This window comes from Ruegeria sp. AM7, assembly GCF_056535965.1.
In genome coordinates this window covers 3143842-3159490 of record NZ_JBQFJE010000003.1, presented here as the reverse complement: position 1 = coordinate 3159490, position 15649 = coordinate 3143842, and the positions used below count along the sequence as shown (strand labels likewise).

The 15649-nt window shown below is 54.9% G+C and carries 18 protein-coding genes; 10 read left to right on the top strand and 8 right to left on the bottom strand.

All coding sequences use genetic code 11. The features are described from left to right. Positions 1–9 precede the first annotated feature (9 nt). Entirely contained in the window at positions 10–510 is a 501-nt protein-coding gene (secB, locus tag ACR3EG_RS19740; RefSeq protein ID WP_170355607.1) for a protein-export chaperone SecB, read from the top strand. A 27-nt stretch (positions 511–537) separates the two neighbouring features. Here secB and dnaQ read toward each other — a convergent pair whose 3' ends face one another. From dnaQ to ACR3EG_RS19720, 4 genes are read right to left on the bottom strand one after another with little or no spacing between them, the layout of a single operon-like run. Next, positions 538–1260, bottom strand: a complete 723-nt coding sequence (dnaQ, locus tag ACR3EG_RS19735; RefSeq protein WP_480498063.1) for a DNA polymerase III subunit epsilon — start codon at positions 1258–1260, stop codon at positions 538–540. Next, a complete protein-coding gene (gene coaE / locus ACR3EG_RS19730; RefSeq protein ID WP_480498065.1) occupies positions 1253–1846 on the bottom strand; it encodes a dephospho-CoA kinase in 594 nt (197 codons plus the stop codon). The genes dnaQ and coaE overlap by 8 nt, the downstream gene beginning before the upstream one ends. Next, positions 1843–2676, bottom strand: a complete 834-nt coding sequence (locus tag ACR3EG_RS19725; protein ID WP_480498067.1) for a shikimate dehydrogenase — start codon at positions 2674–2676, stop codon at positions 1843–1845. Before ACR3EG_RS19725 ends, coaE begins: the two co-directional genes overlap by 4 nt. Next, positions 2673–3272: a Maf family protein gene (locus tag ACR3EG_RS19720; RefSeq protein ID WP_480498069.1), complete on the bottom strand. Its 600-nt coding sequence runs from the start codon at positions 3270–3272 to the stop codon at positions 2673–2675. The genes ACR3EG_RS19725 and ACR3EG_RS19720 overlap by 4 nt, the downstream gene beginning before the upstream one ends. 404 nt (positions 3273–3676) lie before the next feature. Here ACR3EG_RS19720 and ACR3EG_RS19715 point away from each other — a divergent pair, with 404 nt between their 5' ends. The 7 genes from ACR3EG_RS19715 to ACR3EG_RS19685 all read left to right on the top strand — a co-directional run bounded on the left by ACR3EG_RS19715 (position 3677) and on the right by ACR3EG_RS19685 (position 11067). Continuing rightward, positions 3677–4126 carry a CopD family protein gene (locus tag ACR3EG_RS19715; protein ID WP_209195995.1) on the top strand — a complete coding sequence of 150 codons (450 nt, stop codon included), beginning with the start codon at positions 3677–3679 and terminating at the stop codon, positions 4124–4126. 148 nt (positions 4127–4274) lie between these two features. Then, positions 4275–5546, top strand: a complete 1272-nt coding sequence (gene rho, locus ACR3EG_RS19710; RefSeq protein ID WP_480498071.1) for a transcription termination factor Rho — start codon at positions 4275–4277, stop codon at positions 5544–5546. Between the two features lie 30 nt (positions 5547–5576). Continuing rightward, a complete protein-coding gene (mnmE, locus tag ACR3EG_RS19705) occupies positions 5577–6863 on the top strand; it encodes a tRNA uridine-5-carboxymethylaminomethyl(34) synthesis GTPase MnmE (protein ID WP_480498073.1) in 1287 nt (428 codons plus the stop codon). A 12-nt stretch (positions 6864–6875) separates the two neighbouring features. Beyond that, a complete protein-coding gene (mnmG, locus tag ACR3EG_RS19700) occupies positions 6876–8744 on the top strand; it encodes a tRNA uridine-5-carboxymethylaminomethyl(34) synthesis enzyme MnmG (RefSeq protein ID WP_480498075.1) in 1869 nt (622 codons plus the stop codon). Continuing rightward, positions 8741–9355, top strand: a complete 615-nt coding sequence (gene rsmG / locus ACR3EG_RS19695; RefSeq protein WP_480498077.1) for a 16S rRNA (guanine(527)-N(7))-methyltransferase RsmG — start codon at positions 8741–8743, stop codon at positions 9353–9355. The genes mnmG and rsmG overlap by 4 nt, the downstream gene beginning before the upstream one ends. Further along, on the top strand, positions 9348–10151 hold the full coding sequence (locus ACR3EG_RS19690) for a ParA family protein (protein WP_480498079.1): 804 nt from the start codon (positions 9348–9350) through the stop codon (positions 10149–10151). The genes rsmG and ACR3EG_RS19690 overlap by 8 nt, the downstream gene beginning before the upstream one ends. Before the next feature lie 19 nt (positions 10152–10170). Beyond that, positions 10171–11067 (top strand): ParB/RepB/Spo0J family partition protein, encoded by an 897-nt coding sequence (locus ACR3EG_RS19685; RefSeq protein WP_480498081.1) that lies wholly within the window; start codon positions 10171–10173, stop codon positions 11065–11067. Here ACR3EG_RS19685 and ACR3EG_RS19680 read toward each other — a convergent pair. From ACR3EG_RS19680 to rph, 4 genes are read right to left on the bottom strand one after another with little or no spacing between them, the layout of a single operon-like run. Then, positions 11057–11410, bottom strand: coding sequence for a YbaN family protein (locus tag ACR3EG_RS19680; RefSeq protein WP_480498083.1), 354 nt, complete (start codon positions 11408–11410; stop codon positions 11057–11059). The genes ACR3EG_RS19685 and ACR3EG_RS19680 overlap by 11 nt on opposite strands. 1 nt (position 11411) lies before the next feature. Beyond that, positions 11412–12566: a radical SAM family heme chaperone HemW gene (gene hemW / locus ACR3EG_RS19675; protein WP_480498085.1), complete on the bottom strand. Its 1155-nt coding sequence runs from the start codon at positions 12564–12566 to the stop codon at positions 11412–11414. Beyond that, positions 12556–13170: an RdgB/HAM1 family non-canonical purine NTP pyrophosphatase gene (gene rdgB, locus ACR3EG_RS19670; RefSeq protein ID WP_480498087.1), complete on the bottom strand. Its 615-nt coding sequence runs from the start codon at positions 13168–13170 to the stop codon at positions 12556–12558. The genes hemW and rdgB overlap by 11 nt, the downstream gene beginning before the upstream one ends. Further along, on the bottom strand, positions 13167–13880 hold the full coding sequence (gene rph, locus ACR3EG_RS19665; protein ID WP_480498089.1) for a ribonuclease PH: 714 nt from the start codon (positions 13878–13880) through the stop codon (positions 13167–13169). The genes rdgB and rph overlap by 4 nt, the downstream gene beginning before the upstream one ends. Before the next feature lie 112 nt (positions 13881–13992). Here rph and hrcA point away from each other — a divergent pair, with 112 nt between their 5' ends. Together hrcA and ACR3EG_RS19655 are read left to right on the top strand one after the other, a co-directional pair. Next, positions 13993–15057 (top strand): heat-inducible transcriptional repressor HrcA, encoded by a 1065-nt coding sequence (gene hrcA / locus ACR3EG_RS19660; protein ID WP_480498091.1) that lies wholly within the window; start codon positions 13993–13995, stop codon positions 15055–15057. A gap of 10 nt (positions 15058–15067) precedes the next feature. After that, positions 15068–15631: a nucleotide exchange factor GrpE gene (locus ACR3EG_RS19655; protein WP_480498093.1), complete on the top strand. Its 564-nt coding sequence runs from the start codon at positions 15068–15070 to the stop codon at positions 15629–15631. The last annotated feature ends 18 nt before the right edge of the window (positions 15632–15649 follow it).

The window sequence follows — 15649 nt, the reverse complement described above, 5'->3', positions numbered from 1 at the left end:
AGTAGACCCATGGCCGAAGAAGACGCCAAAGAAAACACCGCAGCCGCACCGGCTGCACCTCAGATTCAAATGCGCGTTCTGGGACAATTCATTCGTGATCTGTCTTTTGAAAACGTGATGGCCCAAAAGGGTGTGTCGGGCGACGTGCAGCCCGAGATTTCTGTTCAGGTCAATCTTGACGCTAAAAAGCGTCAGGTCGAGCATCAGTATGAGGTCTCGGTCAAGCTGAACCTCAAGTCCAAAGCCAAGGGGATGGAAGACGTCCTGTTCCTGTGCGAGATCGACTATTGCGGTCTGTTCCATGTGGAAGGCGTGGCCGAGGATCAGCTGCACCCCTTCCTGATGATCGAATGTCCCCGGATGCTGTTCCCGTTCCTGCGCCGTATTGTCAGCGACGTGACACGCGACGGTGGATATCCGCCGGTCAATCTGGACAATATCGACTTTGTAGCTTTGTACCGGAATGAGCTGATGCGCCGTCAGGCCGAGGCGCAGAAAGCAGAAGCCTAAACGATCTGACCCGCGCCGGGGACACCTTCAGGCGCGGGTCCACAGGGCGTTTTCGCCCAGTTTTTCAACAAAACCTTCATGCGCCGCGCGCTCTTCTTCCGTGATCCTTGAGGCCAACGGCGTCGGACGGGCTGTGGGCCGCCATTCCTCACCCCCGGCTGCTGTTGCCGCCGCTGAAGTCGACAGACCAAAATCCGGCTGTCGTCCGCCGATCAGTTCGAGATAAACCTCGGCCAGGATCTCTGAATCCAAAAGCGCACCGTGCAGCGTTCGGTTCGAATTGTCGATATTGAACCGCCGGCACAGCGCGTCCAGAGTCGCGGGCGAGCCGGGGAATTTCTTGCGCGCCATAGCCAGCGTATCCAGCGCCTGTGCCATAGGCAGGGTCGGCAAACCCATCCATTTGAGTTCGGCGTTCAGGAATTTCATGTCGAACGAAGCGTTGTGGATCACCAACCGCGAATCCTGCACGAAATCCAGAAACCCCTGACCAACCTTTGCGAAAACCGGCTTATCTTTCAGCGTGACCTCGCCTTTTTCCGGCGGGCGCGGGTTATCCAGCAGGTCGGGGCCGATACCATGCACGCCAAAGGCCTCTTCGGGCATCCCGCGTTCGGGGTTGACATAGACATGATAGGTCTCGCCCGTGGCCATGTGGTTCCACAGCTCAACCGCGCCGATCTCGACGATCCGGTCACCGCTTTCAGGGTCAAAGCCCGTGGTTTCGGTATCCAGTACAATTTCACGCATCTGCCAACCCCGCCCGTATCCGCCTGACCACATCCTGCACCTGCGCGCGGGCGTGGTCCAGACTGTCCGTCTCGATCACATAGTCCGACCGAGCGCTTTTTTCGTCATTAGGCATCTGTTTGGCACGGATCTGTTCGAACTGCGCCTCGGTCATCGTACCGCGCGCCATCACGCGGCGCTTTTGTTCATCGGCTGGGATCGACACGCAGGCGATGGCGTCCATCGCAGCGTCTCCACCGGTTTCGAACAGCAAGGGAATGTCGAAAACCAGAATATCCGCCGTGGCATTCGCCCGAAACGACGCACGGTCTGCAGCGACCAAAGGGTGCACGATGCCTTCGATCTGTTTCAGCGCAGCCGGGTCATTTCCGATGATTTGTTTCAACGCATCCCGGCTGACGGCGCCGTCAACGATTGCGGCTGGGAAAGCTGCTTGCATTGGGTCAACGGCAGCTCCACCCCTTGAATAGAGTCTATGTACGGCCGCATCCGCATCCCACAGCGCGCAGCCTTCATCGACAAACATCTGCGCCGTCGTGCTTTTGCCCATTCCGATTGAGCCCGTCAGGCCCAGCGCGAAACTCATGACAAAACAGCCGCGCGCAGGTCCAAATTGACCTCGGGGCGGACGCCGAACCAGCTTTCGAAACCCGGCACCGCCTGATGCAGCAACATGCCTAGGCCGTCGACAGTGGTGCAGCCGACCTCTTCAGCGGTTTTCAGCAGATGAGTTTTCAACGGCGCATAAACCAAATCCGTCACAACCGCACCGGGCTGCAATCCGTCCAGCGGCACACGAAGCTCGGGCTGCCCTTGCATCCCCAAAGAACTGGTGTTGACCACCAATTCTGCATCCTCGATCACATTTCCGGCCTGAACCCAATCGACAACCTTGATGCTGGGCCCAAATTCATCGCGCAAGGTCTCGGCCCGTTCACGGGTACGGTTGGTCAGCAAAATCTCGGGCACCTCTGCGTCAACCAAAGCCTGAAGCACCGCCCGCGCGGCACCGCCTGCCCCGAACACAACCGCAGGTCCGCCCGACGGGGACCAATCCGGCGCACCGCTGCGCAGGTTCTCAAGGAACCCGTAGCCATCGGTATTGTCTGCGTGAATTCGGCCATCTTTCTGGAAAACCAGCGTATTTGCCGCGCCGATCTTGCGTGCCCGGTCCGAAACCTCGTCGGCCAGTCGCAGCGCAGCCTCTTTATGCGGAACAGTGACATTTGTCCCCACGAACCCAGCCTTAGGCAATGCGCGCAACACATCCTGCAAATCTTCCGGGGCCACATCCATCGGCACGTAGTGACCCGGCAGCCCATATGTCTTTAGCCAATGCCCATGTAACTGAGGTGACTTCGAATGCGCGACCGGATGACCAATCACCCCAGCCAAAGGAATTTTTGTCTTACTCATTGATCGATCACCCCTTTGACAGCCAGATAGTTCAGCAGCTCTAATAGAGGCATACCCAAAACGTTGAAATAGTCTCCGTCAATGGTGGCGAACAGGCGTGCGCCCTCTTCTTCAAGCTTATAGGCCCCGACCGCATGGCGGATGCTGTCCCAGTTACGGTCGATATAGTCGCGCAGATACGCATCCGAGCTCATCCGCATCCGCAGACGAACCTGACCCACATGCCGCCAGATCGGCTCGCCGTCTTGATAGATCACTGCAGCAGATAACAACATGTGCCGCTTGCCCCGCATCGCCTTAAGCTGCGCAAAAGCATCCTCGGCCGTTTTGGGCTTGGACAACAGCTGACCGTCGAAATCCAGTACTTGATCACAGCCCAGCACCATCGCGCCAGGGCTCTTGTCACTGACCTTGCGCGCCTTCATCTCGGCCAGCGCATCGGCAATGTCGCGCGGGCTGGCACCTTCGGCCAACAAGGCGCGTTTCATCGTCTCTTCGTCCACGCGCGCGACTTGGACGGTAAATGGCACGCCTGCGTTCTGCAAAAGTTGCGCGCGAATGGATGACCCCGAGGCCAAGATGATGGGGACAGACATGTGGAAAACCCCGTGTGCAAATCGTTGAGCGTTCTAGAATGGTTTGTATGGTTTTCAGGTTGACACGCAAGCCCGGTGTTTTCGACTGAAACTTCCCCGAGTCGCCCAAATCCTGTCCATCCGGGACAAGGATAAGTTTGTCGAATGGTATAACCCGATTTTTCTTAATTATCCAAAGAGTTATCCCCAGAAATACACATTCAATTATGGTTTAAAACACTGTTTTTTATGAATAATTTTTTTCCTCAACAGAATCACCTTGTTCAGGCTGAATTCTATCCACTTGGGGAAAACACATGTGTAAAAAAGTAATCCACGGAATTTATCCTCCCTACAAAACCATCTTCCTTTTTCTTTTCTTATTTTTTTATTAGGGAAGATCACAAGCAACGTCCGGAGCCAAAATGACTGATCTGCTTTTCACGATTTACCCATGGGTGAAGGCATTACATATCATGGCGGTGATCTCATGGATGGCTGGCTTGTTCTATCTGCCCAGATTGTTCGTCTATCACGTCGAAAAAGCACAATCGGTTGAGGGCGCGGAACCCATCTTCTTTGAAATGGAAGAAAAGCTGCTGCGTGTGATCATGCGTCCTGCGATGATCGTGTCGTGGGTGTGCGGGTTGATCATGGTGGTCACGCCGGGCATTGTTGGTTGGGATTTCGCGTGGCCCTGGGTTAAAGGCGCAGGCGTCATTGGGATGACCGGATTTCACCATTGGCTGATGGCACGGCGCAAAGACTTCCTTGAGGGGCGAAATAAGCTCACTGGGCGGCAGTACCGCATGATGAATGAGGTTCCGACCATTCTGATGGTTGCCATCGTTCTGGCGGTCATTCTGAAGTTCTGAGGGCACATTTGCGCCTAAGGGTCCGACGGGCGGTTTGACTCCGCTAAAGGTCACGCTTATGTAGGGATCAACACGCCCGTCCGGGCGGCGTATCTTCCGTACTGAAATTCCACTTCGTGCCGCACTGTCAGCGGTGAAGGTTTGTATCATGTCTACTGAATCCCTGAATCTGGCCGATCTGAAAGCCAAAAGCCCCAAAGACCTTCTGGCCATGGCCGAAGAGCTGGAGATCGAAAACGCCTCGACCATGCGTAAGGGCGAGATGATGTTCCAGATCCTGCGCGAACGCGCGGACGAGGGCTGGACCGTGGGTGGCGACGGCGTTCTTGAAGTGCTACAAGACGGCTTTGGTTTCCTGCGCTCGCCCGAGGCGAACTATCTGCCGGGTCCGGATGACATCTATGTGTCGCCTGACATGATCCGCCAGCATTCGCTGCGTACCGGTGATACCGTCGAAGGTGAAATCAAAGCGCCTGACGACAATGAACGCTATTTCGCGCTGATCAAAGTGACCAAGATCAACTTTGAAGAGCCCGAAAAGGCCAAACATAAAATCCTGTTCGACAACCTGACGCCTCTGTACCCCGATGAGCGCCTGAAGATGGAGATCGAGGACCCCACCATCAAGGATAAATCGGCCCGTGTGATCGACCTCGTGTCGCCCATTGGGAAAGGCCAGCGGTCGCTGATCGTGGCGCCTCCGCGGACGGGTAAGACGGTGATCCTGCAGAACATCGCGCATTCGATCGAACAGAACCACCCGGAATGCTATCTGATCGTCCTGCTGATCGATGAACGTCCCGAAGAGGTGACGGACATGCAGCGCTCGGTGAAGGGTGAGGTTGTATCCTCGACCTTTGACGAACCAGCGACGCGCCACGTGGCTGTGTCGGAAATGGTGATCGAAAAAGCCAAGCGTTTGGTCGAGCATAAACGAGATGTTGTTATTCTTCTCGATTCGATCACAAGACTTGGTAGGGCCTTTAACACTGTTGTCCCATCCTCGGGCAAGGTTCTGACCGGTGGTGTGGACGCCAACGCGCTGCAGCGCCCCAAGCGGTTTTTTGGTGCTGCCCGGAATATTGAAGAGGGCGGCTCGCTGACCATTATCGCCACCGCGCTGATCGATACCGGTAGCCGGATGGACGAGGTGATCTTCGAAGAATTCAAAGGCACCGGTAACTCGGAAATCGTTCTGGACCGCAAGATCGCCGACAAGCGTGTGTTCCCAGCCATCGACATCCTCAAATCCGGTACGCGGAAAGAGGATCTGCTGGTCGACAAGGGTGATCTGGCCAAGACTTTTGTTCTACGCCGTATCCTCAACCCGATGGGCACGACCGACGCGATCGAATTCCTGCTGTCCAAGTTGAAGCAGACGAAGACGAATGGCGAGTTCTTCGATTCAATGAATACCTGACACAGGTCTTAACCAACGCGAGGCCTTCGAATGGATACAATATTCGCCTTGGCCAGCGCGCAAGGCAAAGCCGGGGTGGCGGTGATCCGCCTCTCCGGGCCCATGGCGCATTCCGCGGCTGCAGATTTGACGGGCGGAGATTTACAGCCGCGCGGGATGAAGCTGCGGACCTTGAGGGCGCCAGATGGGTCACGCCTGGATGATGGGCTGGTTTTGACATTTCAGGCACCAGCCAGTTTCACTGGCGAGGACGTGGCAGAGCTGCAAATACATGGCAGTACCGCCGCGGTGAATGCCGTCATGCGTTGCTTGTCGGATACAAACGGTCTGCGCTTGGCAGAACCCGGAGAATTCACCCGACGCGCGCTTGAGAATGGTAAGATGGATCTGACCCAGGTCGAGGGGTTGGCCGATCTCATAGATGCGGAAACAGAAGCGCAGCGCAAGCAGGCGCAGGTAATACTTGCAGGTGGACTAGGAACGCTTGCGGAAAGATGGCGTCGTGATTTGATCAGAGCAGCTTCACTATTGGAGGCCGTGATTGACTTTGCCGACGAGGAGGTTCCAACAGACGTAACTCCTGAGGTCCGTTCTTTGATCTCTGGTGTTGTTACGGACTTGCAGCATCAGGCCGAAGGTGTCCGGATTGCGGAACGCATCAGATCTGGCTTTGAAGTGGCTATAGTAGGTCTTCCAAACGCAGGTAAGTCGACTTTGCTTAACGCATTGGCAGGGCGCGAAGCGGCGATCACTTCCGAATACGCTGGAACTACCCGAGACGTCATTGAAGTAAGGATGGACTTGGATGGGCTTCCGGTTACCTTGCTGGATACAGCGGGCCTTCGCGAGACTGAGGATCACGTTGAAAATCTGGGAATCGAGCTTGCCAGGAAACGGGCGGAAACAGCTGATCTTAGAGTTTTCCTTGCCGAAGATCCTGAATCATTGGGTATCTCTATGCAAAAGGGGGATATCCATGTGTTGCCGAAATCTGATCTTCGCAGTGTATCAGAGGGTGGAGTATCGGGTATAACAGGTCAGGGCGTGGATAGACTAGTTTCCGATATATCGGGGGTACTTGGTCAACGAACCACTAGTTCTGGTATTGCAACACGGGAACGGCATCGGGTTGCGCTGGTGAATGCTCAGACCTCTTTGATCGCTGCGATGTCGTTTCTTGAATCAGGCCCCGACATGTATGATATCGTGGCTGAGGAGTTGCGCAGTTCAATTCGGGCGCTCGAGGCGTTGGTTGGCAGAATAGGCGTGGAAGATTTGTTGGACGAGATCTTTTCAAGTTTTTGCCTGGGTAAGTAAGGAGTGTTTCACGTGAAACATTCAGATTTCGATGTTGTAGTTATTGGTGCAGGCCATGCTGGAACAGAGGCTGCTCATGCAGCGGCACGGATGGGCGCTAACACTGCTCTGGTGACACTGTCCGCGTCTGATATTGGCGTGATGTCCTGCAACCCAGCTATTGGAGGTCTGGGCAAAGGGCATCTTGTTCGAGAAATCGACGCGTTGGATGGCGTCATGGGCCGGGTCGCCGATGCGGCAGGAATTCAGTTTCGTTTGCTCAATCGCCGAAAAGGCCCAGCGGTGCAAGGGCCCAGAACACAAGCAGACCGAGCTTTGTACCGATCTGCAATGCAGAAAGAAACACAAGCACAACCGAACCTCACCGTAGTTATTGGTGAAGTCGTGGACTTTCTGATGTCCGGTAACAAGGTTGTCGGCATAAAGCTCTCGGATGAATCCGAATTACGCGCCGCTGCAGTGATCTTGACCTCAGGTACGTTCCTGCGGGGAATCATTCATATAGGAGATGTTTCCAGACCCGGTGGTCGAATGGGTGACAGGCCATCGGTTAAACTGGCTGAGAGACTGGATAGCTTCGAACTTCCATTAGGTCGGCTTAAAACTGGAACGCCACCGCGGCTTGATGGCCGCACCATTGATTGGTCTGGTCTGGAGCGTCAGGACGGTGATGACGTTCCGACGTTATTCTCATTTTTATCCAATACCGTCCAAGCGCCTCAAATTTCCTGCGGTATAACACATACCAACTCACGAACGCATGAGATTATCGAGCAAAACCTGTCGCGATCAGCGATGTATGGTGGCCACATTGACGGGATTGGTCCTCGGTATTGTCCATCTATAGAAGACAAGATCGTTAGGTTTGCAGACAAGGACTCTCATCAAATTTTTCTTGAGCCCGAAGGTGTGAATGACCACACAATCTATCCCAACGGAATCTCCACCTCTTTACCCGAAGATGTTCAATTGGAATATGTTCGGTCGATTAAGGGCTTAGAAAACGCAGAGATTCTTCAACCCGGGTACGCAATTGAATATGACTATGTCGATCCGCGGGTACTGACGTCATCACTGGCACTTCCCGAAGTGCCGGGACTATTCCTTGCCGGGCAAATCAATGGAACAACAGGTTATGAAGAGGCTGCGGCCCAAGGATTGGTTGCGGGTTTAAATGCTGCTTTGTCGGCATTTGATAGGGGCCCCGTCCATTTCACACGTTCAGACAGTTATATCGGCGTTATGATAGATGACCTGACAACGCGTGGCGTTGCTGAGCCGTATCGAATGTTCACGTCTCGGGCTGAATTCCGCTTGTCTTTGCGTGCTGACAATGCCGATCAACGTTTAACGCCGATTGGTTTGGATTTAGGCTGTGTGAAATCTGTTCGCAGAACCTCATTTAATGAGAAGATGGAAAAGCTTAGCTCTGCAAAAGGTAAGTTGATTGAACGCAGTTTTACGCCAAAGGAAATCCGATCTGCTGGTATCAATGTCAATCAAGACGGTAACCGCAGGGACGGTATGGCTATTCTAGCATTCCCAGATGTGTCGTTCGAAGGTTTACTTTCCTTAATTCCTGCTTTGGAAGCCGTCGACCAAGACATACGCCTTCAGGTAGAGCGCGACGCCTTATACGCGAATTATATCGAACGTCAGAAAAAAGATGTTGAGGCGATGAAGCGGGATGAGTCTTACGAGATTCCGCAGGACTTTGACTTCTTTGCTTTGGAAGGGCTGTCTTCTGAGATGAAGCAGAAACTATCGATTGCCAGACCTGAAAATGTCGCTCAGGCCGGACGCGTAGAAGGCGTAACGCCCGCAGCTTTGACTTTGGTCTTGGCAAAACTTCGGCGGAACCAAAAGGTGCGAAAAGCATGATCGGGGCGATTTTCGAAGGTCTGGATGTTTCACGTGAAACATTGGAACGGCTGACGACATATGTTGACTTGGTAAATCGCTGGAATCCTAAAATAAATCTTGTCTCTCGCAACAGTCTTAATGAAATTTGGGTTAGGCACATTAAGGACTCCGTTCAGGTTTATCGGTGTGCAGATACCTTCGACAATTGGGCTGACTTGGGTAGCGGAGGAGGTTTTCCAGGTATGGTCTGCGCTTTGATGGCGGTAGAAGAGAACCCAAATGCAGAGTTTACGTTTGTCGAAAGCGATCAAAGGAAATCGGCGTTTCTAAGGAATGTTGCGCGCGAATGTGGTGCCAATTGTAAGATCATGTCTAAGCGAATCGAAACAGTTGGCCCTTTGAATGCACAAGTTTTGTCAGCCCGTGCACTAGCGGATTTGAAGACGCTTTTATCCTATTGTGACAGACATTTAAGCGAGTCTGGTGTGGCGTTGTTGCCGAAAGGCGCAAACTGGAAAAAAGAATTGGACGACGCTCGGGAAGAATGGAATTTCCAAGCTGACCCGATTACAAGTTTAACAGAACCCCAAGCCGTTATCCTTAAGATTAAAGGAGTTTCACGTGGTTGACCTGTCTCGCCCCGCCGGCCCCAGAATTATAGCGGTTGCCAATCAAAAAGGTGGGGTAGGGAAGACAACAACTGCGATCAACCTCGCAGCGGGACTAGCCGAAGCAGGGTGTAATGTCCTGGTTGTCGATCTGGATCCTCAGGGCAACGCCTCAACCGGGCTTGGTGTTGAAGACCGGGATTGGACAACTTACGACCTTATTCTGGACGACGCTCCGTTAGAGGCAGTTATCCAAGAGACGGAAATTGGCGGACTCTACGTCATTCCGGCCACAGTGGATCTGAGTTCGGCGGATATCGAGCTTATTTCAAATGAGAAACGCAGCTACTTGTTGCACGACGCGTTGCGTCAAACGGCGATCGACAAGTTTGAATTTGATTTTGTCCTGATCGACTGCCCACCGTCACTGAACTTGCTGACTGTGAATGCCATGGTTGCCTCGCATTCCATCCTTGTTCCTTTGCAAAGCGAGTTCTTCGCCTTAGAAGGTTTGTCACAACTGATGTTGACGATCCGAGAGGTACGACAAACGGCGAATCCCGACCTCAGAATCGAAGGTGTTGTGTTGACCATGTATGACAACCGCAACAACTTGTCTCGGCAGGTCGAAAAGGACGCGCGTGACAATTTAGGTGAGATGGTATTTAAAACCAAGATACCTAGAAATGTTCGGGTCAGTGAGGCTCCATCTTATGCGTTGCCTGTATTGCAATATGACTCCGGCTCTTTAGGAGCGATGGCATACCGTCATTTGGCGCGGGAAGTCATTCATAAAAACAAAAAAGCCGCTGCATAAACGGTAAGAGGAGGGTCACGTGGCCGCAAAGAAAGCAAAACCCCGAGGTTTGGGCCGCGGATTGTCCGCTTTGATGGCCGATGTGACGCAAGAACCCGAAGGTCGCTCTGTATCCGAGCCGCGTCGTCCGGACATGACGGTGCCAATCGAAAAGCTGCACGCGAATCCTAATCAGCCACGTAGAACATTCTCGCGCGAGCGACTGGATGAACTTGCGGCTTCAGTCAAAGAAAAGGGCATCATTCAGCCGCTGATCGTGCGCGAGATCTCGGAAGGTGACTATGAAATCGTCGCGGGCGAACGGCGATGGCGTGCTGCTCAGATGGCGCAATTGCATAATATACCGGTGATCGTCCGAGATTTCGACGACACTGAGGTTCTGGAAGTCGCTATTATCGAAAACATCCAGCGCGCCGACTTGAACGCAGTAGAAGAGGCGGCGGGTTACAAACAGCTTATGGATCGCTTTGGTCATACGCAGGAGAAACTCGCCGAAGCACTGGGTAAAAGCCGCAGTCACATAGCGAATCTTTTAAGACTTTTGTCTTTGCCAATGGATGTTCAGCATTTCGTCGTTGAGGGGAAGCTTTCTGGCGGACATGCGCGGGCTTTGGTGACGGCTGAAAACCCGACCGATCTGGCGAAAACCGTCATTCGAGATGGTCTTTCCGTGCGTGCGACTGAGGCTTTGGTAAAAAAGCAGCACCAACCCGAAGCTGAAAAACCTGCGCCACGATCACGGAACTTGGACGCGGGCAAAGACGCCGATACGCGCGCGCTAGAAAAAGACCTGTCTGCAATTCTCGCAATGAAGGTTGTCATAAATCATAAAGCCGGAACCGAGACGGGGCAGGTTGTTTTGACATATGAGAATCTGGATCAGCTGGACGATCTGTGTGCCAAACTTAGCCGTTAGGCCGGGTCCAGATAAAAGTTAGCACACCGCCAAGAACGACTGCTTGAATTGCCAAGACGTAGATAGGCACGGCGATCAGAACAGAAATTCCAAAGACGGCGGCGATCGATACGGTGGCCGCTCTTTTTGCGGCGGGTCGAATGGCGCCAGAGCTCTGCCAATCCTGGATTAGTGGTCCAAACGTACGATGCGTGACTAGCCAGTGGTGCAAGCGTGAAGACGAGCGCGCGAAGAAGAACGCCGCCAACAGTAGGAACGGCACCGTGGGCAGAAGGGGCAGCACAATGCCGATCACGGCAAGCGCGACACTAATCAAACCCAAAGCTGCCCAGAGATACTGCATGTTACCCCAACAATTCTCGAATGACGGCGTTTAGAACTGCGCGTCCATCTTTGGTTGCGCGAAGTCGTTTATCATGCAGTTCGATCATCCCAAGTTCGCAGAGATGTTGCAGTTTTTCTTGTGGCAGAGGTTGCTTGGACAGAGCACCAAATCGATCAATATCTAGTCCTTCGTCAATCCTAATACCCATCATAAGGTATTCACTAGCCTGATCGTGCAAGGTTAAGGCAGCTCGTTCCTTCTCACCTGATCCCGCAGATGCAGCTTTCAGCCAAGCATTCGGCGATAGGTATGTTTCGGTGGCCCATTTTGTTCCGTTTGCGGTTACCCGTCCGTGTGCTCCGGGCCCGATGCCGACATAATCGCCATAACGCCAGTAAATCAGATTGTGTTGCGACTCTGACCCCGGTCGGGCGTGGTTCGAAACCTCATAGGCGGGCAGGCCGTGGGCCTCACAAATCTCTTGCGTGGCAAGATACATGTCAGCGGCGTGGTCATCCTCGGGCAGGCCGCGCAGTTTGCCCACCGCGTAACGGTCGCCAAAGGCGGTGCCTTCCTCAATCGTCAGTTGGTACAGTGACAGATGATCAACGGCCATCGACAGAGCTTCGGTTAGTTCCGCGCGCCAATCGTCCAACGTTTGATGCTGGCGGGCATAGATCAGGTCGAAACTGACGCGGTCAAAGCAATTACGGGCGATATCAAAGGCGGCGTGGGCCTCGGCCACCGTGTGGATACGGCCCAGACGACGCAGATCTTCATCGTTCAGCGCTTGTACCCCCATCGAGATCCGGTTCACGCCGGCATCACGATAGGCGGCGAAGCGCCCAGCCTCGACCGAGCCGGGATTGGCCTCAAGCGTGATTTCCATGTCATTGGCGGGCCGCCACAGGGCGCGGGCCTCATCAATCACAGCGGCAACGGTGTCGGGGTCCATCAGAGATGGGGTGCCGCCGCCAAAGAAGATCGTGTTCAGGACACGGTTGGGCGTTTCGGTGGCCGAGCGGCGCAACTCGGTCAGATATGCCTCAAGCCATTGTTTTTGATCTATATTACGCGATACATGGCTGTTGAAATCGCAATAGGGGCATTTGGCCTCGCAAAAGGGCCAATGCACGTACAGGCCAAAGCCCCCATTGCGCCAATCATCCGCCAAAGCAGCCCTTCACGAACATCTCCACCGCGCGGCCGCGATGGCTGATCTTGTTCTTTTCCCAGCGATCCATCTCGGCAAAGGTAATGTCATAGCCGTCGGGGACAAACATCGGGTCATATCCGAACCCGCCTTCGCCACGGATAGGCCAGACCAGATGGCCGGGGGCGATGCCTTCGAACACTTCGTCATGACCGTCGGGCCAGGCCAGAACCAGCGTGCTGCGGAACTGCGCGGTGCGCGGATGAGGGGCGTTTTTGGCTTCCAATTCATTATGAGCGCGGGTCATCGCCATCAGGAAATCCCGGCCATTGCCAGTTTCGGCCCAATCGGCAGTGTAGACGCCGGGTGCGCCGTTCAGCGCGTCGATGGTGATCCCGGAATCGTCCGACAGAGCAGGCAGGCCGGTCGCCTTTGCAGCGGCATGAGCCTTGATCCGGGCATTGCCGACAAAGGTATCCTCGGTCTCTTCCGGTTCGGGCAGGTTCATCTCACCCGCGCCAATGACTGTCACGCCAAAGGGTTCGAGAAGATGCGCCATCTCTTCGAGCTTGCCGTTGTTGTGCGTGGCAAACAGCAGCCTGTCGCTGTCGAACTTACGGGTCATGCGGTGGCGGCTTTCTGTGCCGCTGCCAGTTCGCCGACGCCTTTCTCGGCCAGATCCATCAGCTGATCCATCTGCGCGCGGCTGAAGACCGAGCCTTCGGCGCTCATCTGCACTTCGATCAGTTTGCCGGACCCGGTCATGATGAAGTTGCCGTCAACACCGGCTTCGCTGTCCTCAGGATAGTCCAGATCCAGAACCGGCTGACCGGCATAGATGCCACAGGACACGGCGGCGACGGGATCGACCAGCGGATCAGAAATCACATCGCCTGCTTTCATCAGCTTGTTCACCGCCAGACGCAGCGCCACCCAACCTCCGGTGATCGAGGCGCAGCGGGTGCCGCCATCGGCCTGAATGACATCGCAGTCGACGGTGATCTGACGTTCACCCAAGGCAACCCGGTCGACACCGGCGCGCAGGGCGCGGCCAATCAGGCGCTGGATTTCCACGGTGCGACCGCCTTGCTTGCCCGAGGCCGCCTCACGCCGCATCCGGGTGTTGGTCGCGCGGGGCAGCATCCCGTATTCCGCCGTCACCCAACCCAGGCCCGAGCCCTTGATGAAGGGCGGCACGCGATCCTCGATCGTCGCGGTACACAGCACATGGGTGTCGCCCATTTTGATCAGGCAGGACCCTTCGGCATGTTTCGTGAAACCTGTCTCGATGGAAACAGCGCGCATTTCGTCTAGATTACGTCCTGAGGGTCGCATGGAATTTCCTTTGTTTGCTGGCTTTGGGATACCGCCCCGTGGCGTTACGATGCAACCCCGATTGACCTTTCATTTGCCTGCGATTTAATGACGGACCAGCAGGGGGCCGCCGATGAGCGAAGCAAGCAAAATTCTGAATGAGATGAACGACCGCTCACGCGAGGTGTTCCGGTTGATCGTCGAAAGCTATTTGGAAAGTGGCGAGCCGGTGGGCAGCCGCACCCTGACCCGTACCCTGTCGGAAAAGGTCAGCGCTGCGACGGTGCGCAATGTGATGCAGGATCTGGAGTTTCTGGGTCTGCTGGACAGCCCTCATGTGTCTGCGGGGCGGATTCCGACGCAACAGGGGCTACGGATGTTTGTCGACGGGCTGCTTGAGGTCGGCGATCTGGGCGCCGATGATCGGCAGAAGCTGGATGAGACGTTAGGCTCTAACGCAGGTGATGTGGGCGGAATGCTGGACCGGGTAGGATCGGCTTTGTCACACGTGACACAAGGCGCATCATTGGTGCTGACGCCCAAACATGAGGCCGAAATCAAGCATATCGAGTTCGTCTCGCTGGGCCATGACCGGGCATTGGTGGTGCTGGTGTTCTCGGACGGGCATGTGGAAAACCGTCTGTTCACCCCGCCTCCGGGGCAGACGCCCAGTTCCATGCGTGAGGCGGCGAATTTCCTGAACGCGTTGATTGAAGGGCGGACGATCAGCGAAGTGCGCAAGCAGATGCTGTCTCAGATCGACGCGCGTAAACAGGAAATTGATGTGCTGGCCCGCGAGATGGTCCAAAGCGGTATGGCCGCGTGGGAGGGGGACGATGGCGACTCGGCCCGTTTGATTGTGCGCGGGCGGGCGAATCTGCTGCATGATCCCGCACAGGAAGAGGAACTTGATCGCATTCGCACCCTGTTTGACGATCTGGAACGTAAGCGTGACATCGCCGAATTTCTTGAATTGACCGAAGATGGCGAAGGTGTGCGCATTTTTATCGGCTCTGAGAACAAACTTTTCTCACTTTCGGGTTCCTCTTTGGTGGTGTCTCCATATATGAACGCTGATCGAAAGATAATCGGTGCGGTCGGGGTTATTGGACCCACACGTCTGAACTATGGACGGATCGTTCCGATCGTGGATTATACGGCGCAACTGGTCGGCAAGCTGATTTCCGACCGGAGCTAGAGGGTAAGAGATGGCAGAGCCCAAGAACGAAGATTTTCTGGACGATATCGCAGCCGCCGAGGCCGAAGAGCTGGCGGAAGAAATTGCAGAGTTCAGCGACGAAGCGCTGGAGCTGGACGAACTGCGCGCCGAGCGTGACGAGTACAAAGACCGGTTCATGCGCGCGCTGGCCGATGCTGAAAACGCGCGCAAGCGGGGCGACAAAGCGCGTCGCGATGCGGAACAATATGGCGGGTCGAAACTGGCCCGTGACATGCTACCGGTTTACGACAACATGAAACGCGCGCTTGAGGCCGCGACCGATGAGCAGAAAGAGGTTGCTGCCGGTCTGATCGAAGGTGTTGAGCTGACCATGCGTGCGCTGACGAACGTTTTCCAGAAACACGGGATCGAGGTGATCACCCCCGAGGTTGGTGATCGATTTGACCCAAATGTGCATGAGGCGATGTTCGAGGCCCCCGTGCCGGGCACCAAGGCAGGCGACATCATTCAGGTTTCTGCCGAAGGGTTCATGCTGCATGACCGTTTGCTGCGGCCGGCACAGGTTGGGGTGTCGTCGACACCTGCGAGCTGAGCGGTTGCAGAGTTTTGG

Excerpts from the sequence above, each read along its gene's own strand:
- ACR3EG_RS19720 (WP_480498069.1), bottom strand. The coding sequence starts at position 3,272 with ATGTCTGTCCCCATCATCTTGGCCTCGGGGTCATCCATTCGCGCGCAA.
- ACR3EG_RS19680 (WP_480498083.1), bottom strand. The coding sequence starts at position 11,410 with ATGCAGTATCTCTGGGCAGCTTTGGGTTTGATTAGTGTCGCGCTTGCC.
- ACR3EG_RS19725 (WP_480498067.1), bottom strand. The coding sequence starts at position 2,676 with ATGAGTAAGACAAAAATTCCTTTGGCTGGGGTGATTGGTCATCCGGTC.
- rph (WP_480498089.1), bottom strand. The coding sequence starts at position 13,880 with ATGCGACCCTCAGGACGTAATCTAGACGAAATGCGCGCTGTTTCCATC.
- secB (WP_170355607.1), top strand. The coding sequence starts at position 10 with ATGGCCGAAGAAGACGCCAAAGAAAACACCGCAGCCGCACCGGCTGCA.
- ACR3EG_RS19655 (WP_480498093.1), top strand. The coding sequence starts at position 15,068 with ATGGCAGAGCCCAAGAACGAAGATTTTCTGGACGATATCGCAGCCGCC.
- dnaQ (WP_480498063.1), bottom strand. The coding sequence starts at position 1,260 with ATGCGTGAAATTGTACTGGATACCGAAACCACGGGCTTTGACCCTGAA.
- ACR3EG_RS19715 (WP_209195995.1), top strand. The coding sequence starts at position 3,677 with ATGACTGATCTGCTTTTCACGATTTACCCATGGGTGAAGGCATTACAT.
- coaE (WP_480498065.1), bottom strand. The coding sequence starts at position 1,846 with ATGAGTTTCGCGCTGGGCCTGACGGGCTCAATCGGAATGGGCAAAAGC.
- mnmE (WP_480498073.1), top strand. The coding sequence starts at position 5,577 with ATGGATACAATATTCGCCTTGGCCAGCGCGCAAGGCAAAGCCGGGGTG.
- hrcA (WP_480498091.1), top strand. The coding sequence starts at position 13,993 with ATGAGCGAAGCAAGCAAAATTCTGAATGAGATGAACGACCGCTCACGC.
- rdgB (WP_480498087.1), bottom strand. The coding sequence starts at position 13,170 with ATGACCCGTAAGTTCGACAGCGACAGGCTGCTGTTTGCCACGCACAAC.
- rsmG (WP_480498077.1), top strand. The coding sequence starts at position 8,741 with ATGATCGGGGCGATTTTCGAAGGTCTGGATGTTTCACGTGAAACATTG.
- rho (WP_480498071.1), top strand. The coding sequence starts at position 4,275 with ATGTCTACTGAATCCCTGAATCTGGCCGATCTGAAAGCCAAAAGCCCC.